This window comes from uncultured Roseivirga sp. (assembly GCF_963973945.1).
In the GTDB taxonomy this organism is placed as follows: domain Bacteria; phylum Bacteroidota; class Bacteroidia; order Cytophagales; family Cyclobacteriaceae; genus Roseivirga.
In genome coordinates, this window is record NZ_CAXBBV010000016.1 from 47,599 (window position 1) to 69,654 (window position 22,056).

A 22,056-nucleotide genomic window follows, 5' to 3' on the forward strand; every position below is an offset into this window, starting at 1 on the left:
AACTTACGGTGTATTGGTCACGAGTGGATTTAGCAGCATGGAAAATAATTTCAAGTTTCTTTAAATCAGTTATTAAGGTTGTTGTGATTGCTTTTATAAGTTTTTTATAAGCCTCCAACTTCTCATTTCTCTATCTTTGCGCGATGTTTTTGATCAAGCTTATATCGCTACTTCCTTTCTGGTTTTTATATTCAATAGGGAAAGCAATTTCTTTCATGCTTTATCATACAGTAGGTTATCGTAGGTCAGTGGTACGAGAGAACCTGAGTAAAACTTTTCCTAAGCATACAAAAAAGGAATTGTTCAAAATTGAAAAGGGGTTTTACATACAGTTCACTCAGGTTTTTATTGAGTCGATTAAGGCCTATCAGTTTAAAAAGAAAGATTGGGAAAAGCGTGTGCCGCTAGTGAATGCTCAAGCGATGCTTGAATACTTAGATCAAGGTCAGCCCGTAATTTTGCTTTCAGGTCATACCGCCAACTGGGAATGGCCTGCTTTTTCTATTGGGCAGCAGATAGGTTACCCAATGGAATTTCTATACAAGCCTGTGAAAAATCCCAAGTTTGACCAATTGATGATCAACCTGAGAACCCGCCATGGTGGGCGCGCGCTACCTAAAGATTCCGCATTAAGACAAATTATAAAACGTAAAAATGAACCGAGAATCATAGGTATATTGGCCGATCAGTTACCTTCTATTGGAGCGGATAAATATTGGATTGATTTTCTGAATCAATCGACTGCTTTTTACACTGGGCCTCAAAAGATTGCTCAAATCGTTAATTACCCTGTTTTTTATTCTGCTACTAGAAGAACATCAGAAGGACATTATGAGGTTGAGTTTAAGCCTGTCATGTCTCCACCTTATCAAAAAGGAGGGCAAGAGATTGTTCAGAAATTTGCTGAGCTACTTGAAGAAACCATTCGCCAAAACCCTTCAGATTACTTATGGTCACACAAGCGCTGGAAGTATGACCAAAAGAAAGAACAAGAGGTACTTCTGGTCAATAAATAATATCGATGAAGATGGGGCTGTCGCTACAAACTCTCCAAAAGTTTTAAACTTTTGGAGAGTTTGTTATTCCCTATTCATCTCTCAATGCTTCCACTGGATTTCTATAAGCTGATTTTAAAGACTGAAAACTGATAGTTCCCCAGGCAATAAGCAGTGCGGAACCGCCAGCAATAATAAATACCGTAGCTGTTATTGGGGTTTGGTAAGCAAAATCTGCCAACCAAGTTTTTACTGCATAATAGGCCAATGGCGTTGCAATCAGAATTGCAATGATTACCAATTTAGTGAATTCACTACTGAATAGAAGCACAATGTCTTTTACACTGGCACCCAATACTTTTCTTACGCCCAATTCCTTGGTACGCTGCTCTGAGGTAAAGGCCGCCAGTCCGAATAAGCCAATACAGGCAATTGATAAAGCCATTACGGTAAAGATATTGAGTACTGAAGTCATGCGTTGTTCGGTACGGAAGCCATTTTCAAAATCCTGATCCATAAAACTGTATTGAAAAGGAAGTCCAGGTTTTATTGAGGCCAATTCAGTTTTTACTTCATCTAAGAGCTTCGACATCTTTTCTCCAGAATTAATTTGAGTTGGGTCAACTCTGGCAGAAAGAAAAGAGGTGCCAATATCAAAGAGGTGTTCATTTTCTTTGTGCGCAATCATTAAGGGAGCGATGATCATTCGAAGATCGTTGTAATTGAAATCTTCCACTATACCAATCACTTCAAATTTTGGGTCTTCAGAACCGGGAAAGGTAACATGCTTGCCTAGCGGGCTATCGGTGTCATAGGTTTCTGGGCCTCCAAAACCTAAGGCTTTTGCCCCTGAAACATTCAGGATAACGGCATTTTCATCACTAGTTCTATTGTCATCAAAATTACGTCCTACAATAAATTGAGGACTGAGTAGATCGATATAATCTTCGTCAACCATTATGCGGTTGAGTGTGGTAACATTATTTTCTGGGCCTTCAGCTTTGTATTTATCTTCATTATAAATATTTGGAGCTACTAAATCTGAATACCCTACTTGGGTAAAGGCTGGGTTTTGTTTTAACCTGTTCTGTAAAGTAACGATACTCGAATTGTCAATTAATTCTAGGTTGTGTACTTGAAGAATGTTCTCTTTTTCGAAGCCTACATTATAATTGGCAGTGTAAGTCAGTTGTTTCTGAACAAAGAATGTGGTGATAATAAGGGCTACAGAAATGGTGAACTGAAACACGACTAAGGTGTTCCGAATTCCTTTTCCCCTAAAGCCATTGCTTACTTTGCCTTTTAAAGCCTGAATAGGTTTGAAAGAAGAAAGGTAAAAGGCAGGATAACTACCTGCAATAAGCCCTAAGCTTAAAATGAAGACTAATATTCCACCTAAAAACAAAGGATTAGATATTTCTGTTTGGAGCGAAAGTGTTTTATTGGCAATGGTGTTAAAGGGACTTATAAATAATTCGCACAGAATTAGAGCAATGGTTGTGCCTGCCAAAACGAACATTACAGACTCGAAAATAAATTGATTTGCAATCGTTTTTCGCCCAGAGCCTAGTACTTTTCTAACGCCAACTTCTTTCGCTCTTCCAGCCGAACGAGCGGTAGAAAGGTTCATGAAGTTGATACAGGAAAGTATGAGCACTAGGATTCCTACAGCACTAAATATTTTGACGTAAGCGATATTTCCAGATGGGCCGATTCTGTTGCCTGTAATAGGCGAATGCAAATAGGCTTCACGAATGGGCTGCATTGTGAGTGTCCATTTTTTGCCATCAGGAACGAATTCTGCATAAGATTCGCCAAAGGCGCGCTCTACTGCTGGAGCTGCCCACTTTGGAGGAATGGCCTGTAGTTTTGTATTAATTTTTTGGAGATCGGTACCAGGAGCAACCTTTACATAGGTTACAAATGTAGTCCAAACCCATGTCCATTGGCGTGCTTCAATGTAATGGTAAGTACTCATGGAAGTCATCATATCGAATTGGATATGAGAGTTGGACGGGATGTCTTCTAACACAGCGGTTACTTTGAATGGCCCCGCTTTTTCGCCTTGTCTTACTTCTAGTATTTTGCCCATGGCGTCTTCTTCCCCAAAATACTTGGTGGCCATGCTTTTGGTAATAATAATGCTCAAAGGTTCTACTAAGGCCGTTTCAGGATTTCCTTCTAAAACAGGAAAAGAAAAAAGATTAAAGAAATTGGCTTCGGCTGTATATACGCGTGCTTCTTTAAACGAAACAGGATCACCTTTTTTTGGCTGGTAAGTGACCAAGTTTTCGCCAGAATCGTGAATGCGCAGTACTTCAGTAAACTCAGGAATATCTTCGCGAAGCGCTATTGCTACTCCGGGAGCTGTGGAGCTAAAGCCTGTATCCCAGTCGCCCCAAATCATTGGTTGATTGATGCGAAAGACTTGATCCGCATCTTTGTGGAAGTTGTCGTAAGACAGTTCTTCTTGAACATAAAGGGTAATCAGCAGAGAAGCCGTAATGCCAATAGAAAGCCCAAGGATATTGAGGGCGGTGAATTGTTTGTTTGCGAGTGCGTTGCGCCAGGCAACCTTGAACATGTTCTTCAGCATGGGAATGAATTTAGGGATTTCTGATGGTTTGTTTCCAAAACGAGTGCCAAAAGAAAGTAGGGGTTTAATAGCTGAAATGGCCGTTTTTGTAGCGCATAGCTTTTTATTTTGTGCCGTAGAGAACAGAAGTGTTCGGTGACGGACGGTAGGGGTGTATTGAAGTGCTGATGTGTTTGGGTGTTGAAGAGTTGACGTTAAAACAACTGTCGCAGGTTCTCCGAACCTGTGACGCTTTATGGGTTTTAGGACTCTGTCCGTTTAGCACCAAGGCAATTGGTTGTTTTTGGAGGTAAGTTCTTTTTAGCGGGACAGAGTCCCTTTTTAATAGGTGGTCACAGGTTTGGAAAACCTGCGACAGAAGCTTCAGTATCCGTATCTATAGCCACAAAAAAGCCTCAATCCATTGCTGAATTGAGGCTTCTGATTTGATGTATGTAGTAAAGAATTACTCGCCTAAAATGGCAGTACTTCTTTTGATGAAATCGGTAAGGGCTTTTCCTTCCAGCAAACCTTGAGAAAGTAGGGCCAAATCAAATGCTTGTTTTGCCAAACCTTCTTTGTCGCCTTCTTCGCCAGCCTTGATGATTTTGTCCACCAATTTATGATTACCATTTACGGTTACATTATAGTTGTCTGGCATTGAACCGAACATGTTGAAACCGCCACCGCCAGTTGCTTGCATGTCTTTCATTCTTCGCATAAACTCAGGCATGGTTACAGAAACTGGAGCGTCTGATGGTGCCAAAGGCTCAATAGCCACAGTGTAAGTTTTGTTATTGATTGCTTTATCGAAAACACCTTTCACAGCCTCTTTCTGCTCGTCATTGATGACCAACTCGCGCTTTTCATCTTTATCCACCAGCTTGTCGATGTTGTCGGCATCCACACGTTTGATTTGTGTGTTTTCCATCTTAGTCTCCATGTGGTTAATGAAGTGGCTGTCGATTGGAGTATCCAATACAATCACATCATAGCCCTTGTCAACTGCATCGCTAATGAATGAGTCTTGCTTTGCAACGTTCGTAGCGTAAAGCCAAACTTTGTTGTTGTCTTTGTCTACTTGGTTGGATTCAATGTGCGCTTCGTACTCTTTCATTGTAAAGTACTTGCCTGCAGTGTTTTTCACCAACACGAAGTCTTTTGCTTTGTCATAGAATTTCTCGTCAGAGATCATTCCGTACTTCACAAAAAGACCAATGTCTTCCCATTTGCTTTCATACGACTCACGCTCTTTTTTGAAAAGCTCACTCAGTTTGTCAGCAACTTTTTTAGAAATGTAAGTATTGATTTTCTTCACATTTCCGTCTGATTGTAAGTAACTACGCGAAACGTTCAATGGAATGTCTGGTGAGTCAATTACTCCATGAAGTAACATCAAGAATTCAGGAACCACATCCTTAGTTTCGTCAGTAATAAATACTTGGCGAGAGTAAAGCTGGATTTTGTTTTTCTGTACTTCGAAGTCTTTTTTCAACTTAGGGAAGTAAAGAATACCGGTAAGTTCGAACGGGTAATCCACATTAAGGTGAATCCAGAACAATGGCTCTTCAGAGAACGGATAAAGTTCTTTGTAGAAGTTTAGGTAATCCTCGTCTGTTAAATCATTTGGTGATTTTGTCCAAAGTGGCGTAGTGTTGTTAATGATGTTATCCACCTTAACCGTTTTCCACTTCTTCTTGCCCTCTTTGTCTTCACCGTCTTCAACTTGCTTGTCTTTCTCTCCAAACTTCACTTCGATAGGAAGGAACTTGGCATACTTGGTAAGCACGTTCTGAATACGAGATTCTTCCAAAAACTCAACAGAATCTTTGTTCACGTGAAGTGTGATGGTTGTACCTCTTTCTTTTCTTGTTCCTTCAGTAATTTCGAATTCTGTAGAACCGTCACAGATCCATTTGGCAGGTTCTGCACCTTCCTGATAAGAAAGTGTGTCAATTTCTACGTTATCGGCTACCATAAAGGCAGAGTAGAAGCCTAAACCGAATTTACCGATGATTTCTTTGGCATCGCCCGCATCTTTAAACTTCTCTACAAACTCAGTGGCGCCAGAGAAGGCGATTTGGTTGATGTATTTTTTGATTTCCTCAGCTGTCATCCCGATTCCTCGGTCACTGATAGTAATCGTTTTTTTCTTTTTGTTTACGCTTACTTCTACCCTTACCTCTCCGAGGTCACCTTTGTATTCGCCTAATGCGGCAAGGCGTTTCATTTTCTGACTGGCATCAACTGCGTTCGATACCAATTCTCTTAAAAAGATCTCATGATCTGAGTAGAGAAACTTCTTGATGATTGGGAAAATATTCTCGGTGTGAATCGAGATTGTACCTTTTTCTTGCATGGCTTATTGTCAGTTTTTTTAATCCAAGTCCATTAAGACAAAGGCCATACCAAGCAGGAAGGGGTGACAGGGTGGCAGGATTGGTTAAGAGTGGGGGATGCACAGCTCTTCATTTCGCAATACGTAGTGAGTTAAATAAATTATTCTTTAATAAAAGTAGTATATTGGATTATTATTGCAATTTAGTGTATCTAATGTTCTATTGTGAAAAAAAGAAAATATTTTCGAAGTAAAAATGGGTCTAATTTTCACCTTGTCATTTATTGCTTCCTTTACCTTGTTTGCTGCTAATCACCTAAATACAGGACTTTTTTCGGATTTGTAGCAAACGTAATTTACGATTCAATTGGTGGTTCAGGTGTAATCATTTTCGCATCTAGGTGAAAAAGAGAGTATAATAAGTTTGTATGAGGTATTTTAAGATGGTTGGAATAATTCTTCTCGTAGGCGTTGTCTCGGGGTGTGGAACGAAACAGGTAGAGGATCAAAGGCTTACAGAGTTGGAAACTAAGTTGATTGAATTGGAAATGGAGCGAATTCAGGGAATCAAGGATGTGCTCGTAGAACAGTTTCAAAAAGGGTTTGAGATAAAGAGCAAAGAGGCTGATCTTGATTTAAATAACCTAACGTCTGTTCAAGGCCCTATATTCTTTCTTAAACTATCAAATAATGAATGTGAATCGTGTGTTGTTACCAGTGTTTCTATACTTAAAAAGTATAAGAGAACTAATCCAGATAAGCAGGTTTTTTTATTGGTGTCTAAAAGTAACCGGGAATTTGGATTATTTGAGAGCCAATACGACTTGGAAGGGGTTGAGTTAGTTAATATTACTCATCAGGGGCTGAAAATTTTAGAAAAATCTGAAATAAGCTACTATGGTATTTATCAAGATGGGGTATTGAAAGAAGTTTTTCCAACCGTAGATTTGATTCTAACAGATGAGTTGATTGAGTCCTTCTTCGATAAAGCTGGGTAAAGGTCTGGTGTGAGAATCTTATTTCGGATCCCTGCAAAGCTCCGCATGAAGGATCTACCTACTTATACATCACTACCCTGCTTTTGGGGTTGATGGGGTTAGAAAAATGCACATTCTGAGATTCATTCTTCATGTAACTTACTTAATCACTCCATACTTCTTAAGAATCGGCAGCACTTTTTCCATTGGTAATTTTTGAATTGTATGGCCCTCTCTTCCATTGGTAGTTTCGGCCATAAATAGGGAATTGATAATGGCCTCTTCTGTCGCTTCAATTGTTGCCATGAAAATGGAGCTCATGTGATCGTTTCTTAGAACATCTCCAGTATCAAATTTTTCTCTGGTTTGATAAGGAATTCGCATGGATTCTGCGGTGGAGGCTGCTATAACATAATCGCCACTGCCATTTGAGGCGGTGCCGCCTGTTTTGGCCAAGCCCATCATGGCTCTTTTAGCTACTCGTTCTAGCTGGCGAGCGTCTAATGGGGCATCGGTTAATACTACAATCATACAAGAGCCATCGCTTTTTTTGATTGCATTAGCAAAAGGGTATTGTTCTAATTCTTTCCCTACAGGTGCGCCATTGATGGTGAGTACGCCTCCAAAATTAGTTTGTACCAAAACACCTACGGTATATCCACCCAAGGATTCTGGTAATTTTCTTGACGAAGTGCCGATTCCCCCTTTAAAACCAAAAGCGACTGTTCCAGTGCCCGCACCAACATTTCCTTCGGGAACAATGCCTGTTCTTGCATTTTCAATGGCAGTAATCACATCGCTTTCAGAAACATGCATTCCTCTAATGTCATTCAAGTAGCCATCGTTGGTTTCGCCAACTACTGCATTGACAGATTGTACGTTTTCATTCCCTTCTAAAGCAAGCGTATATTTCACTGTTCCTTGAATACCCATTGGAACACTGAGCGTATTGGTAAGAATAATGGGAGTTTCTAGATTTCCTAGTTCTTGTACCTGACTGATACCCGCCAGTTTACCAAAGCCATTTCCAATATAGATGGCTGCAGGAACCTTGTCTTGAAAGATATTTCCTGAATGGGGTAGAATGGCGGTAACACCAGTTCTAATATTTTCCCCTTTCACGAGCGTTTGGTGGCCGACTTTTACTCCTGGAACGTCTGTGATGGCATTGAGATTGCCTCTGGCCATTACACCAATTTCAATACTATAATCGCGTGCCCTTTTCTTTTCTTGAGCATTAGAAATGGTAAAAAGAAATAGAAATGATATGGCGAAAATGTAACGTGTCATTCCCGAAAATAACAATTATTTACGGACTAACGAACTACAATAATGGCTCCCCTTTGTTCAAACTCACCTCTTTCAGGTTGGAATCTACTTTTAAATTTGATGACATAAGGATAAGTGCCAATTGGTACTAATTGGCCATTGAAAGTACCATTCCACTGGAATTCTACCACATTGCTTTGGTAAATCAATTCGCCCCAACGACTATAAATGAAAATCTGGAAGTCGGACACAAAACCATTTGGCACAACTGAGAATACATTATTTGGAGGGTTTCCTTCGGGTACAATTACATTTGGAGCCAAAATAACTGGATCACAGCTTTCAATAATTTCTATTTGGTCTACTCTTACGCAGCCTGCGGCAGTAGTCATGGTTACTTGATAAATGCCAGCAGCGTTTACAACTAAATCTTGGTCAGCACCAGCAAATGGTTGACCGTTTAATGTCCATTCATAGGTTTCGAAACCAATTCCTGCGGTTAGGGTAAGTGCGTTAGAAGAAGTTGGGCAATAGTATTCTAGATCAGGCAAAAGCCCTTCAGGAATTCCACTTCTACGTATTAAAATACTTCTTTCAATAGAACAACCGCTGTTATCACTAATAGTAACTGTGTATGATCCTTCTTCATTCACTACCAACGGGTTGCCAATTCCTGCTGCTTGACCATTGCGTGTCCATGTAAAGTTGTTGGCGTTACCAGATAGAATGTCTACAGTAAGCGTTATTGGCTGTCCGTCATCACAGGCTGGGCTTGAACTTAAAGTAGCCTCTAATTCTTCAGGGAAATCAATGGTTTCTGAGTCGGTTCCGGTACAAGTTAAGTCACCCGCTTCTCTTACGGTTACATCATAAGTGCCATCAGCGGTTACTGTAATTCTCCTAGTGTTTTCACCTGTAGACCAAGCGAAGTTGTAGGTGGCATTTGGGTTTTCATTGTTGATTTGAGCTTCTAACACCAAGGAACCATCGCAAACGTCTCCAATCTGAATAATTTCTATATCAGGCTGAACAGTGAGTGTTACAATAACTGATTCAGAAGTAGGGCAAGCTACACCTGGAGCATCCGCAGTAACGGTATAGGTGCCAGATTCGGTTGCGGTAATACTGGCTGTATTTCCTGCTGGTCCGCTGGGGCCAATCCATGTATAGTTTGTGCCATTATTCGAAGTTGCAGTCAGTGTTGTGCTTGGATTTACATCACATACCTCTGTAGTGCCAGAAATCTGAAGGTTTTGAACATCTGTTGGTTGGTTTACCACAATGTCTGCAGCAGTGGCGGTACAACCCAAAGCCGTAGAAGTTACTTCAATATTGTAAGTGCCGCCTTCGAGGCCTGAAATAACAAAGCCGTTGTTGTTTTCAACAGGGACTACTCGCGGGGTGAAACCAGGTTCATCTCTGGTGAGTACGTAGGAAACAGGGAAAACACTAGCGTCATCTAAAGTGATGGTAATGCTTCCATCGGCAGTATCGCATGTGGCATCAGTAGTGGCTATAGGTTGAACAATATTGAAATTGTTATTTTGTATTTCAATGCCTGTAAGTTCATCGGTGCAATTCGTGCTATTATCAACCACGCTTACGGAATAAATACCACCATCTAAACCAGTTACTGACACATCATTTGGTCCATCTACCGAACTGTTTTGGGCTACGGTGGCACCTGTGGCATCACTTACCGTATAGCTATAATTGCCAGTGCCTCCAATATTAAATACAAATTCACCATTTGGAGCTACTTGTGGACAGGTAGCGTCTTGAGTGCTTACTAGTGATAAATCTGGTGATCCATTAATGGTAACCACAGTCGAGTCATTGGCAAAACAACCTGGAGCAATTGGGTCTTCGATGGAAACTACATATGTGAATATACCTGGAACACTACTATCAACATCGGCAGTCCTTTGATTGGGAAGCGAAGTTGTCGAATTATCGGGGTTGATTCTAGTCCATATGTAGTTGTTTGCATTGACGTTTGGATCTAATGTTAGCGATTCTCCTTCACAAAGGTTTGCGGTTTCTGGCAACTCAATCTCAAAAGGAGGAGCTGCGTAAACATCGGCACTAGAAACACAGCTTCCACCACCAACACTGGTGATAGTAATGGTGTAAATTTCTTCTTCAGTAACGGTGTAGTATCGAGTGCTACTCACCACCGCGCCTTGGCTATTTGTCCATTCAAAACTTAGAGATGGGTCGTCAGGGTCGCCATCTAAAGCATCAAGATCATGGCTAGAGCCTTCGCATAATACTACTGCGGTAGGTACTGCTGGTCTCGGTGGAATATCGAATACATCAATGGTTTGAACGAAGGTGGTATCAAAGCCACAACGGTTAGATATATTGAGGGAAATGTCAAATCTTCCGGCCTGACCCTGAGGGAAAACATAGGCAGTGTCTTGGCCAGAAGCGCTGAATACTGTGGTGTTTGCATCGTCTATTATGGTCCAAAGGAATTCGTCAATATCTGAGGTTCCTACGCCTGATAACTCGATTCTTTCTTCTACACAAGTGCTGTCTGGTACAGACATAGAGGGCTGCATAGGCGGATTCACATTATTCTGAACAAAGTTAGGTAGGCCTAATCTAGAGTTTCCTGTGGTTAATGGTACCTGCATTTGGTTAAAAACAGAAACCGAAGCGGTATCTTCATTTGCATTGATGGCTCCAACGAATGGTGTTCCTGAAGGATTACCTGGGATTTCCATAGCGACATATAGTTGCCCATCAGGCCCAGTTTGAATAGCACCATAGTTTACAGTAACTGTTGCGCTGGTTGCTATATTCGTTTTTGAGGCCAATCGAGTAGCTTCTGTAGATGCAGAATCAATTCTATATTCTAGAATTCGACCTCCTGGTGCTCCACCATTTCGATTGTTAAGCGTGGCAAAAAGCTTGTCGCCTTGAGGTGAGAAATGAACATCATAGATTTGATCACTTGCGCTTGGGCCACCTTCCGAAATATCGATTTGATATAGGAAATCTGTAACTTCTCCTGTAGTTGCGTCAAAACTGAAAAGTTCAACATAGTCTTCAGAGCCTTCTATTAATGCTACTGCTATTCGCGAACCATCACCTGAAAACTTCATTCCAGCTTGACCACTTAAAGCATCGTTAATGCTATGAATTGACCCGACAGAAGAGAGTACTGGAGGTAGAATACCATCGGCTGTAATTGGGTATGCTCTGAACGTGTTTGTGCCGTACTCATGCGCCATTAGCCAGTAACCGCCACCACCTTCTAAGGCGATCAGTTTTTCAGTACTTCTAGTAAAGAGCACATTGTCTTTTGAAATTACATCACCTAGCCCATTTTCTTCTTTTAGGTCAACAACTGAATATTTTAGCATATAGGTGTTGTCGCCATGCACTTCTTCTGTAGTAAATACATAGAAGAGTGTTTCGTCATCTTCAAACGGAACAATGACTACAGCTTGGGTTGATGTAGAATCGCCTCCAATACCGGTTCCATTTGGCATAATATCATTGTCAGCATTCCATACGGTGGTGCCATTGGTGTAGAACAATACTTGTCCATTGGCATCGGATATGGTAGAAGTTCCTTCTGGTGCATCCATGGCATGCGCAGTTGTAATGCTTCTTGGTGGAGGAGGAAGTCCATCCACTTCATTAAAGTCGATTCCTGCTCCATTTCCGAAATACCATATGTTAGCCGTTGGGTTTTCGTCACCATATACCGTGACTTCAACGGTTTCATAAATTGGGCAACCTGTGGTTGGCGTAATTACCACCCAGTAGTTGCCTGCTTCCGTAACATCAATTGAAGATGTGGTTTCTCCAGTATTCCAACGGTACTCAAACGGACCTCCAGTAGCACCTCCTTGTTGGCCTTGTCCTCCACTCTGAGGTTCGGCATCCAATGTTAGTGTTTCGCCTTCACAAATAGTGGTGTCTTGAAGTGATACCTGAATGTCGTTTTCCATGATTTCACCCATGAGTGTATTGGACATAACTGTCCCTATACCATCAAATTCTACCGTAAGTGTGGCCATGTACATTCCCGCTTCTTCAAAAGTGAAAATAGGGGCGATGGCATTTGAAGTAATTCCAAAGGGTTGAATATCCCAAGAGTAAGAGGTAGGAATGGCTGTTGACGGATCAATATTTACATAAAACTGAACTGGTGTATTCATACAATAATCACCATCCTCAGAGATGGTAACTGTTGGGCCAATGGCCGCAGGTGGCATGAATTGCTGAAAATAATCAGAGGCAGGATCAGTACCTTCGAAAAGGGATGACTCATAGTCTAACGCAGTTAGCGCACTGTCAGGTTGGTTGATTCTAGCTAATAATCTTGGCCCAGCTGCAGTTTCTCTATATATGTGGTATAGCGAACTATCAGGTGCAAGCATAACACTTTGACTCGCTCCCAGTGGATTACTAAATACTGGTTCTACAGAAGCCATTGCATCGGCCAAGTCTATTCTATAAAGGTTACCTGAAGCAGCTAAGTTTCTACTGAAATAAAGTTTAGTCCCGTCATTTGACCAACCTATAGAGCCTGTTAAGGTTTGGTTTGGTACAAACGAATTAGCCACAGAGCGATTGAACATTAACTCAGGAGTATCTCGGTTAAAATCTAAAATTTGAATGTTGGCATTATTTCTTGGGCGAACTGCAATTTGAGTACCCATAGGGTTTAATGAAAGATGGGCTGTCTGAACATTAACTGCTAAAACCGTAGGGGCACCTTGTGGGTCAAAAGGTTGGCCAGCCATTGGTATTTCATGAATCTCGAAATTTCCGTTGGTGTTGTTTTGTGTTACTAACCAAAATTGAGTCATATCGCCTGAAGCTACCGTGAGCATACCATCGCCTCGGCTAATAATTCCTGTCGGTTGGTTTTCACTACCTATTACAACTGCTCCTGCTGGAGGGCCATTTGCCCTGTTTCCTTGAGCACTCATGTCTATTAAGGTGTATAATATTGCGCCAGCAACATTACGGTGAAAAACGTAATAGCGTGATTCATTTCCAGCACCAGGTACTGGGCTTAAAGCCAGTGGTTGAATACCATTTGGGTCTGTAGTTAGTCCACTTCCATTCTCCATAATGGAGTGAGTAGCGTCATAAATATTGATCCCGTCAGAATAAAAAAGAAGGTCACCTGTTGTTGGGTCGGTGGCTGTTAACTTTTCACCTATATTAGTTTGTGGCAGTTTTCCATCTTCCAGAAAGGATCTTGCAGCCTGTTCTTTTCCGAAAATAAGTGCTTGATCATTGTTGGAGAAATACCAATTATGACGCGTAAAGTTCTGGGCATTTGCCAGTACTGTGAAAGTGAGTCCTAATAAAAGGAATAAAATGCGAGTTTTTCTTACCACGCCAAATGTTATCTAATTATAAAACATCAAAGCTAAAACACAACCCTATTACGTGGTTAACAGAGTTTTTATTATATTCATCGCTCCTTAAAACCAGCCCTAAGATAAGGGAATTCTTGAGTAAGGTAGGCTTTGAGTGTTGGGTTTCGGGGAAAAAAAATAACTTTACGTTTCACAATAGTTTGAGGGGGCTCAAACGTTAAAGGTTAAAAGTTTAAATGCGCAAAACTTTATTTTTGCTGATTGCCATATTGGGAGTAGGATTAGGACAGGCAAAAGCTCAAGATCCTCAGTTCTCACAATTCTATGCAGCACCCTTATATATCAACCCTGCTTTTACTGGAGCATCTGGTTTTACTCGTGTGGGGGTAAACTATAGAAATCAATGGCCTTCACTTGACGCTTCATTCGTTACGTTTTCATTTTATGCCGACCACTTTTTAGAAAGGTATAATAGTGGTGTTGGTTTTATTATGACCACGGATAGAGAAGGGGTAGCAGGTTTACAAAGCACTAATGTTGGGCTTACTTACGCTTATCAGCTTAAACTTTCAGATAATATTGTTTTCCGTCCGGGTATTCAGGCTAATTATTTTATGCGGAATGCCAATTTTACCGACCTTGTTTTTGCAAGCCAAATTAATCCAGTTACTGGTTTTGACCCCAATTTACCAGGAGATCCGAGTGTAACGGGTAGTAATTTGAACGTTAATTATTTAGACCTTGGTGTTGGGGGAATACTCTATTCTAGAAATTTGTTTCTAGGTGCTTCCGTACAACATTTAACAGAGCCTAATCAGTCGCTATTGGATGGTGACAGCCCATTGAATCAGCGAGTTAGTATCCATGGGGGGTATAAAATTGTGTTGAAGGAAGGGGCGCTAAGAAGAGACCTTACCTATACTAGAAAGGAAAGAAGCATTACACCTATTTTTCAGTACAAAACTCAAGGTGAATTCAGTCAGTTAGATGCTGGATTCTTTTTGCACTTAGAGCCAATTAATTTAGGATTACAGTACAGAGGTCTACCCATCAAAACTTTCGAAAACTTCCCCAACAATGAGGCACTCATTTTCTCTTTTGGGGTAACTACCAACGATTTTAACTTTGGTTATAGCTACGATTACACCTTGTCAGAATTGAGTAATGCAAGTGGAGGAGCGCATGAAATCTCTATTTCTTATCTGTTTCAGTGGGGCAAACCTTTAAGGCTACCTCGTGATAAATGGACAATTCCGTGCCCGAAAAATTAAGTTGACATGTCTTCGGCTCAACTGCTGTACCTTATTATAGGAATTGTTCTGGTTGATTACTTTTTTGATCAGCTACTCGATTTCTTTAATATGAAATCGGCTAAAAGCAAACTGCCAAAGGAACTAGAAGGTATTTATCCCCCAGAAGAGTACGCCAAGTCACAACGATATTTAAAAGCCAGATCGAAATTTTCATTTCTTACTACCGCGTTTAGCACTTCGCTTACTGTACTCGTTCTTGCTTTTGGTCTTTTTGGAGACTTACATGTTTGGCTGTCTGACCACTTTCAAGACCCAATAGTCCATTCGTTGATATTCTTTGGCGTTCTTTTTATCGTTTCCGATATCATTAATATTCCTTTTGAGCTGTATTCAACTTTTGTGATTGAAGAGAAGTTTGGCTTTAATAAAACTTCGTTAAAAACATTTTGGCTAGATAAGGTCAAAGGATATGTTTTGGTAGCTATTTTGGGTGGAGGGCTTGGCTATGTATTGTTGTGGCTAATTTTTGAGTGGCATGAGCAATTTTGGGTGTATGCCTTGATAGTGATTACTGCTTTCTCTCTGTTTATGAGCGTTTTTTATACTTCGCTTATATTACCTCTATTTAACAAACTTACTCCTTTGGCAGATGGAGAATTGAAGGATAAGATCAACGCTTATGCCGATCGAGTTAAATTTCCGTTGGATAACATTTTTGTAATAGATGGCTCGAAAAGATCGAGTAAGGCCAATGCATTTTTTTCTGGAATGGGTAAGAAAAAGAAGATTGTCCTTTTTGATACCCTTATCGAAAAGCAATCTGATGAAGAACTGGTGGCTATTTTGGCACATGAGGTAGGCCATTTTAAAAAGAAACATATTGTGGGCAGTATGATCATATCTGTAATACAGATGGCAATTACCCTTTATGTGTTGTCTCTACTTATTTTTAATGAAAACCTTTCAATGGCCTTAGGTGCTGACGGTATGTCGGTTCATTTAAATCTTGTCGCTTTTGCTTTATTGTATACCCCTATTTCAAAGCTTACTGGTGTTCTAATGAATGTAATCAGCAGAAAAAATGAGTTTGAAGCTGATGTGTACGCTTCTACAACCTACAATCCTGCACCTTTGCAATCAGCCTTAAAAAAGCTGTCGGTAGATAGCTTAACCAACCTTACTCCGCATCCAGCCTATGTTTTTGTGAATTACTCACACCCTACTTTGCTTGAGCGTTTGAAGCACATGGATCAGTTTAAAAAGCAGGAATAATCATTAGTTAAAAACGCTCGGAGATGGGCGTGCAATTAAGAAGTCAGAGAAACTAAAGCCACTGTTCCCCGATAAGTCTAGGTCTGTCATAGGAATTCCAATTGGGGCATCAGGGTAGTAGGCCAGTCTAATTTCTATGGCTTTAAAGGTGAGGTTGTCATTTCTAATTCTAAAGCCCAAACCAATCCCAGATTGTGCCTTTTCACTGAAGATATTACGCTGACCGTTGTTGATCATTCCTAAATCATAGAAACCAAAAACTGCCAGTTTGAAATCTACTAACTCAATAGGGGTAAAACTTACGGTTTCAATATTGATTAAGAAGCGCTGAGAACCTCTGAGCGTATTGCTTTCAAGTCCACGAATCCCGTTTTTATCTCTAATATCGATGTATTCATTCGGAAATCGGTCTATACCATAGGTGTAGTTAACATTGATGAACTGTCGGAATTTCCATCGCTTTAAGTCTATTAAAGAACTGAAAAACCTAAAGTCTGCTTGGAACAAACCTTGTTCAAATGTTTTATTCTTCAGAAAACTCTCAAGTGAGAACCAACCCAAAAAATAGCCTAAATTTCCTACGTATCCACCGCGCCCAACTTTTCCCCCAAGAAAATAACGGTTGTCGAATTCACCCCATTCATAGCCTCCTAGTAATTCAACCTGAACACCATATGGAATATCCTCTGTTCTTCCATACCCAAAAATCAATTGATCTTTGAAGTACCTTCTTTGAGAAATACCTACGGATGCAATGGTTAAAGTACGATTGTGATATTGTTGATTTAGGTTGATGTCAACCTCGGGTCTAAGAGAAAACTTAATGTTTGAAACCCTTCCTGAAAATATAAGCCGTGTTCGTTCATTAAGAATAGGGTCTTTTAAGTTCAGTGGAAAAGCCCGAGCTAGCCAAAAATCCTGATAGTCGTAACGTTCATTAATAGTCTGAACATCAAATTCGTTATCCGAAACAATGTTTGATAGCTCTCCAAAGCGAAGTCTTTGGTTACTGATTTCTAAACCACCGGCAAACTTGATTTTAGGTGAAACAAATTCTCTTTGGAGTTTTATGCTGGTAAAGTCCTGATTTACGGTATTGGCATAATTGGCTTCAAATGAAACAAAGGATCGTTTGATGTTGGGCACTCTGTATCGCACTTGATAGCTGAACTTCTGATCAGAAGAATTGTCTACAGCAAAACGATTGTCGATTTCATGGCCAGACCCAAAAATGTTTTTATGGGTTACTCGCAAAATTCCCGAGTCAAAATCTCGTGCTTCAAGGTCGAATGAAAGAGCGAGTACATCTTTTGTGATAATTTCTACATCAACAATATCGGGGTTATCGGGCCTTGGTTTTAGATATATCCTAGCATCTTTGATATAAGGCAGTTCACGAAGTATCCTTTCACTATCTGCTATAATCAACGGGTCAACCACATCGCCACTGGTGAACAGTAGGTTGTTCAGAATAACCCGTTCTCTGGTGTTGAAATTGATGGTATTACCTGTTTTTTGAACAAAGGATTTTGGTTTTTCTTCTGGCTTATCTAATCGCGTGCCCAATGCTTTAAGCTTAGTCAGACTAATGTTGCCTATGGTTCTGTCTTTATAATCTTTAAAGGGGTTTTCACTTTTCACCAACTGTGTGGAGTCAATCTTAAAATCATCTGATGGTAGTGAAAAAAGGAGGTCGAAAAGCTCTTTTGTAAACTTACGTTGCGACCATTTTCCGTGAAGACGTTGATAGAAATTGCCACTTACTTTGTAAAAAACGGTATCTGGTAAAATAAGGGTAGTGTCTTTATCGAAGGTCAGCCTGGCATCTTTTAAAATAATAGTGGTGTTTTTGGGCAGTTGTAAAGTGTCATACTTGACCTTTCTGCTTTGAGCACAAAGTGAAAATGAAGACCATAGGGCCAAACAAAGAAGAATGATATGGTGCCTTTCGAGTTTTATAAGTTTTAGAATTAGAAAGCCTTTCTCTTAATATAACTCAAAAAGGCGAATTGGATTGAATAGGAAAGAGATGTTTTTAAGACTGGGTTCTTAAAGGAAGTCGATATCGATATTGCCAGGATACTTCATAAGATAACTCAAGCCATCTTGCGGCTTCATGTCCTCATAAAGAATTTTATAGAGCGTATCGGTAATTAAAGGTTTAATTCCTTGGGCATCGGCCAATTGCTTAATAATTCTGATGGTATTAACCCCTTCAGCAGTTTCTTCCATTTCGGCAATTGCTTCATTCATGGTTTTCCCCTGCGCTAGTTTAAAACCAATGGTGTAGTTGCGGCTCGTTTGGCTCGAGGCTGTAGCTACTAAGTCGCCAATTCCTGCCAATCCAATAAAAGAAGATATTTCACCCCCTAAGGCTTTGCCTAGGTAGATCATTTCAACCAAGCCTCTACTGATTAGTAAGCCTTTGGCGTTATCGCCAAAGCCCAAGCCCGAAATAATGCCTGATGCAATTGCAATAATGTTTTTAAGTACACCGCAGAGTTCTACACCTTTGAGGTCTTGATTACCATAAATCTGGAATTTTTCTGATCTCAGTAATCTTTTGCCTTCATTAATTACCTCGTTAAAAGGCGAGGCAATTACAGTAGCGGCAGGGTGGCCTAAAGCCAATTCCTTTGCTAGGTTGGGGCCTGCCATACAGCCCACACGAACAACCACACTTTCTTCTCTAATTACTTCACTCATTGTTCTAATGTTTGAGCGGCCTAATTTAAAGTCTGCGGAAGCGTCTTCAGGAAGTATCAAGTCTAACCCTTTAGTACCGTGAATCAAAACATGGTAAGGGTGGAGGTAAGGGGCAAACTGACGCATCATCTCTCTGAAATTAGAAGATGGAACGACAGGGAAGATGACGTTACACTTTTTGGCAACTTCCTCTAAGCTATTTGTAACGGTAATGTTTTCACTAAGCTGCTGGCCATTCGAGATACGTGAAGATTTCATTTTCTCGACTGCTTCAATGTTTCGAGCGTATAGCAATACTTTCGAATTCTTTGAAAGAATATTAGCTACGGCTGTTCCGAAACTGCCCGACCCGATAACCCCAACACATTCCTTAGACATACTTCTCAAGGTTATAACCTACTAAGCGGTTGTGATAATAAAACAGCAAATTTAAATCTTGGGTACTAATATCGCCTTTTTTGTTCTTGATTAACGGGCGTTTTGCGTGGTACATACCCACGTTGGCCAAGCCATGTGAAATAATTTTGTCGGGGTCTCCGGTAAGATAAGGCGATACACTAATTTCACCTTTATTATACATTTCATGAACCCTCCTTAAAACAGCTTCAAAAACGGTTTTGAATTCATCATAAGGAATGATCTGATCTTCTTCTGGAATCCTCAATAAGTTGTATAAATCCAGCTTGTTGAATTTCTTCTGAAACATTTCGAAGGCTACAAAAGCTACTAAATGACTAGCAAACACCTTGTTAATTCGATGAAACTCTTCAACAACTCTATCGCTCAGCATTCTGGTATACTCATCTTCGCGTTGCTGATCATGCGAAATGATTTTCCCATCCTTAGTAAAATACTCTTGTGTATCTATTTGGCGACCACTTTTGTCGTAACTGTTGCCATCTGTGTCAACATAGTTTCCTAGAACATCTAAGCCTCGACCAATGGATACTGAAATATCTGAGCCTTTGGTAAAGAACTTTAGTAAGAAAGCGGAAATCTTATATGAAGTTGAATACTCATCGTTTTCGATATAATAACGCTCTTGACCTTTCAACCTTAAATATTCGCGAATAAGTGAAGGGGCTTCAAGTACGAAATTATAGTTGAGCGTTACTGGAACAATGAAAATTTTATGAAGGCCGTCTCTTTTTCCTTTCTGATAATTGACACGTTGGGCTTCAATTGCTGTACTCAGAAGGCCAAGTTTTAGCCTCTTTTCTATTTGCCCAGAACGAGAACGGGTGCCGCCAGGAAAGAACAAGCTATGGCAGCCTTTCTGAATTGCAAGGCTTGAATAACTCTTTAGGGTTTCTAAGTAGAGCAAATTCTTCTTTCTTCTATCTACTTTATACGCCCCGAGGCTTTCCATAAAGTAGGCGAATATTTTTATGTTGAAGAGGTTTAAACCTGCGCCATAAATAAAGGCAGGAAGGCCTAAGGCGCTAATTACCCATCCAATTAAAATAGAATCTAGATTACTAAAGTGGGTAGGAACCATAATGATAGTTCCCTTTTTTGCCAAGGTGCGCAATTCTTCTACCTCACCTGTAATATGAATTTTGTCTTGCAGCGAAAATCTAGTACTGAAAATTGACCAAAAGCCCCTTGCACGAGATGCGTTCAATAATCTAGCAAAACCAAAAGTAACAATGGAGCGGGCCATTCTATACCGCGACTTCTTGAAGTTGCCTGCAATTTCGCTAGCATAGCGTTCTATAATCTCAGAGAGAATATCCTCTAAAGTTTCGTCAATGTCTTCTTTGTCCTCGTTACTTGAGATTTCAAGAAGCCTGTCTTTTATGGATTGGAGAAAATCAGCTTCATCTGGTGGGTCAACAGCCCAAGGATTCCTTTTTACCCTTAATTTCTCCCTAAAAAGAGTGGTCTCTATTTCCTCAATTAGGCTCGAACGTTTAGGGGTCAGTTTTTTTATACGCTTAATACTTTCAGCAGTCACCTCCTTAATAAAGGCTTCCCTGTTATTACTTAAGCTCACGACAGGCCACTCGTCAATTCCTCCTGGAACTACCTGATCGTACTTTTTCTTTACGTAGTCTTTGCCTATTGGCTTCATTCAGTTTTTCAAAACCCCAAAGATATGATAAAAATTGTTCCTCTAGCTTCCGCTTTCAACAAAGTAAGGAATTCAGGCCATGCACCAAACTCATTATTTCCTTTTTACTGTTAAAACTATGTAAGCATATTCTCAGCCGCTCTTCTCCTTCACGCACAGTAGGAGAAAGTATGGGACGAACATCGAAGCCCATTTCTTTCAGCTGCTTTGACGTAGTTTTGGCCTTTTGGTTGCCAGATGTTATTACAACTTGTACTGCGCTATTTGATAAATAGCGCGCTGGGCGCTGAACCTTTAGTTCTTGATTAAACAGAGTAATATTTTCTTTTAAATCACTACCTAACTTAGGTGTGTTCTTAAGAAACTTGAAAGCCTGCTGTATGGCAATAAACTCAAATGAAGATGGGGCGGTCGTATATATAAAAGGTCGTGAGTAATTAATAATGTAATCAATCACCATTTGGTTTGATGCTACGCATGCACCATGAATACCCATGGCTTTCCCGAAAGTGAAGATTGTAGCATAAACCTGTTCTGTCAAACCTAACTCGGCTACTAGTCCAGATCCCTTATTACCAAATACCCCAGTACTATGTGCTTCATCTACAACCAGCTTGGCGTTATATTTTTCAGAAAGTAGGCAGAGCTTTTTCAAAGGAGCAAAATCACCATCCATAGAATAAACCGCCTCGCAACCGATATAAATTTCGCCCTCACTTAATTTTAGTTTTCGCTCAAGATCTTCTAAGTCGTTATGCTTAAAAGGCATTGATTTGGCCAAGCTCAAGCGACTGCCATCTTTTATACAAGCATGAGAAAGTTCATCATACAAAATAGTATCCCCCCGTTGCGGCAAGCAGGAGAAAAAACCCAAGTTGGCGGTATAGCCCGAATTAAAAATAAGGCAGGCATTGTACCCAAATAATTTGGCTAATTCTGATTCTGTTTGTGTGGCTAGTAATGAGTTGCCTGTCAATAGCCTCGATCCCGTTGATCCGTTTTTGGGCGATAATTTTTCATAGTTACTTAAAATTTGAGTTTTTAACCCCTCCGACCTTGAAAGCCCTAAATAGTCGTTAGAGCTAAAGTCTACCAACTTTTCATCAGTAAGCGTTAAGCTCCGTTTGTTGCCCAAAAGGGTGCGTTTATTCAGTTGCTGCTCAATTTTCAAATTCTTTTTATCCATTTGCCCTCAATACATTGGCTAAAATTATAAATAATTGAGACTTTAGCGCCTCAAATTAAA

12 protein-coding genes are annotated in these 22,056 nt (G+C 40.3%); 4 read left to right on the top strand and 8 right to left on the bottom strand.

The window, feature by feature from the left end:
• The first annotated feature begins 143 nt into the window (after positions 1-143).
• On the top strand, positions 144-1,016 hold the full coding sequence (locus tag AAC026_RS18295) for a lysophospholipid acyltransferase family protein (protein WP_339701136.1): 873 nt from the start codon (positions 144-146) through the stop codon (positions 1,014-1,016).
• Between the two features lie 70 nt (positions 1,017-1,086).
• On the opposite strand, the gene AAC026_RS18300 is transcribed toward AAC026_RS18295, so the two are convergent.
• Together AAC026_RS18300 and htpG are read right to left on the bottom strand one after the other, a co-directional pair.
• A complete protein-coding gene (locus tag AAC026_RS18300; RefSeq protein ID WP_339701139.1) occupies positions 1,087-3,591 on the bottom strand; it encodes an ABC transporter permease in 2,505 nt (834 codons plus the stop codon).
• A 445-nt stretch (positions 3,592-4,036) separates the two neighbouring features.
• A complete protein-coding gene (htpG, locus tag AAC026_RS18305) occupies positions 4,037-5,929 on the bottom strand; it encodes a molecular chaperone HtpG (RefSeq protein WP_339701142.1) in 1,893 nt (630 codons plus the stop codon).
• Positions 5,930-6,351: 422 nt separating this feature from the next.
• Between htpG and AAC026_RS18310 the strand changes: the two genes are divergently transcribed.
• A complete protein-coding gene (locus AAC026_RS18310; protein ID WP_339701145.1) occupies positions 6,352-6,906 on the top strand; it encodes a hypothetical protein in 555 nt (184 codons plus the stop codon).
• 138 nt (positions 6,907-7,044) lie between these two features.
• Here the strand turns inward: AAC026_RS18310 and AAC026_RS18315 are convergent, their stop codons facing one another.
• Together AAC026_RS18315 and AAC026_RS18320 are read right to left on the bottom strand one after the other, a co-directional pair.
• Complete coding sequence (locus AAC026_RS18315) at positions 7,045-8,175, bottom strand: P1 family peptidase (protein WP_339701148.1); 1,131 nt, start codon at positions 8,173-8,175, stop codon at positions 7,045-7,047.
• A 26-nt stretch (positions 8,176-8,201) separates the two neighbouring features.
• Positions 8,202-13,523, bottom strand: coding sequence for a gliding motility-associated C-terminal domain-containing protein (locus tag AAC026_RS18320; protein ID WP_339701151.1), 5,322 nt, complete (start codon positions 13,521-13,523; stop codon positions 8,202-8,204).
• A 218-nt stretch (positions 13,524-13,741) separates the two neighbouring features.
• Between AAC026_RS18320 and AAC026_RS18325 the strand changes: the two genes are divergently transcribed.
• Together AAC026_RS18325 and AAC026_RS18330 are read left to right on the top strand one after the other, a co-directional pair.
• Positions 13,742-14,776: a type IX secretion system membrane protein PorP/SprF gene (locus AAC026_RS18325; RefSeq protein ID WP_339701154.1), complete on the top strand. Its 1,035-nt coding sequence runs from the start codon at positions 13,742-13,744 to the stop codon at positions 14,774-14,776.
• Positions 14,777-14,782: 6 nt separating this feature from the next.
• Positions 14,783-16,030, top strand: a complete 1,248-nt coding sequence (locus tag AAC026_RS18330; RefSeq protein WP_339701157.1) for a M48 family metallopeptidase — start codon at positions 14,783-14,785, stop codon at positions 16,028-16,030.
• Positions 16,031-16,033: 3 nt separating this feature from the next.
• Here AAC026_RS18330 and AAC026_RS18335 read toward each other — a convergent pair whose 3' ends face one another.
• The 4 genes from AAC026_RS18335 to AAC026_RS18350 all read right to left on the bottom strand — a co-directional run bounded on the left by AAC026_RS18335 (position 16,034) and on the right by AAC026_RS18350 (position 21,996).
• Positions 16,034-17,953 (bottom strand): hypothetical protein, encoded by a 1,920-nt coding sequence (locus tag AAC026_RS18335; protein ID WP_339701161.1) that lies wholly within the window; start codon positions 17,951-17,953, stop codon positions 16,034-16,036.
• A gap of 126 nt (positions 17,954-18,079) precedes the next feature.
• The gene (locus tag AAC026_RS18340; protein ID WP_339701164.1) at positions 18,080-19,114 is read right to left on the bottom strand and encodes an NAD(P)H-dependent glycerol-3-phosphate dehydrogenase; all 1,035 of its coding nucleotides are present in this window, start codon (positions 19,112-19,114) and stop codon (positions 18,080-18,082) included.
• A complete protein-coding gene (locus AAC026_RS18345) occupies positions 19,107-20,801 on the bottom strand; it encodes a 1-acyl-sn-glycerol-3-phosphate acyltransferase (protein WP_339701194.1) in 1,695 nt (564 codons plus the stop codon). Before AAC026_RS18345 ends, AAC026_RS18340 begins: the two co-directional genes overlap by 8 nt.
• Positions 20,802-20,865: 64 nt before the next feature.
• Positions 20,866-21,996 carry an 8-amino-7-oxononanoate synthase gene (locus tag AAC026_RS18350; protein WP_339701167.1) on the bottom strand — a complete coding sequence of 377 codons (1,131 nt, stop codon included), beginning with the start codon at positions 21,994-21,996 and terminating at the stop codon, positions 20,866-20,868.
• Positions 21,997-22,056: the final 60 nt, after the last annotated feature.

What these genes read in the sequence shown, in the direction of transcription:
- AAC026_RS18310 (WP_339701145.1), top strand. Translation starts at nt 6,352, where the DNA reads ATGGTTGGAATAATTCTTCTCGTAGGCGTTGTCTCGGGGTGTGGAACG.
- AAC026_RS18325 (WP_339701154.1), top strand. Translation starts at nt 13,742, where the DNA reads ATGCGCAAAACTTTATTTTTGCTGATTGCCATATTGGGAGTAGGATTA.
- AAC026_RS18350 (WP_339701167.1), bottom strand. Translation starts at nt 21,996, where the DNA reads ATGGATAAAAAGAATTTGAAAATTGAGCAGCAACTGAATAAACGCACC.
- htpG (WP_339701142.1), bottom strand. Translation starts at nt 5,929, where the DNA reads ATGCAAGAAAAAGGTACAATCTCGATTCACACCGAGAATATTTTCCCA.
- AAC026_RS18340 (WP_339701164.1), bottom strand. Translation starts at nt 19,114, where the DNA reads ATGTCTAAGGAATGTGTTGGGGTTATCGGGTCGGGCAGTTTCGGAACA.
- AAC026_RS18330 (WP_339701157.1), top strand. Translation starts at nt 14,783, where the DNA reads ATGTCTTCGGCTCAACTGCTGTACCTTATTATAGGAATTGTTCTGGTT.
- AAC026_RS18315 (WP_339701148.1), bottom strand. Translation starts at nt 8,175, where the DNA reads ATGACACGTTACATTTTCGCCATATCATTTCTATTTCTTTTTACCATT.
- AAC026_RS18300 (WP_339701139.1), bottom strand. Translation starts at nt 3,591, where the DNA reads ATGCTGAAGAACATGTTCAAGGTTGCCTGGCGCAACGCACTCGCAAAC.
- AAC026_RS18295 (WP_339701136.1), top strand. Translation starts at nt 144, where the DNA reads ATGTTTTTGATCAAGCTTATATCGCTACTTCCTTTCTGGTTTTTATAT.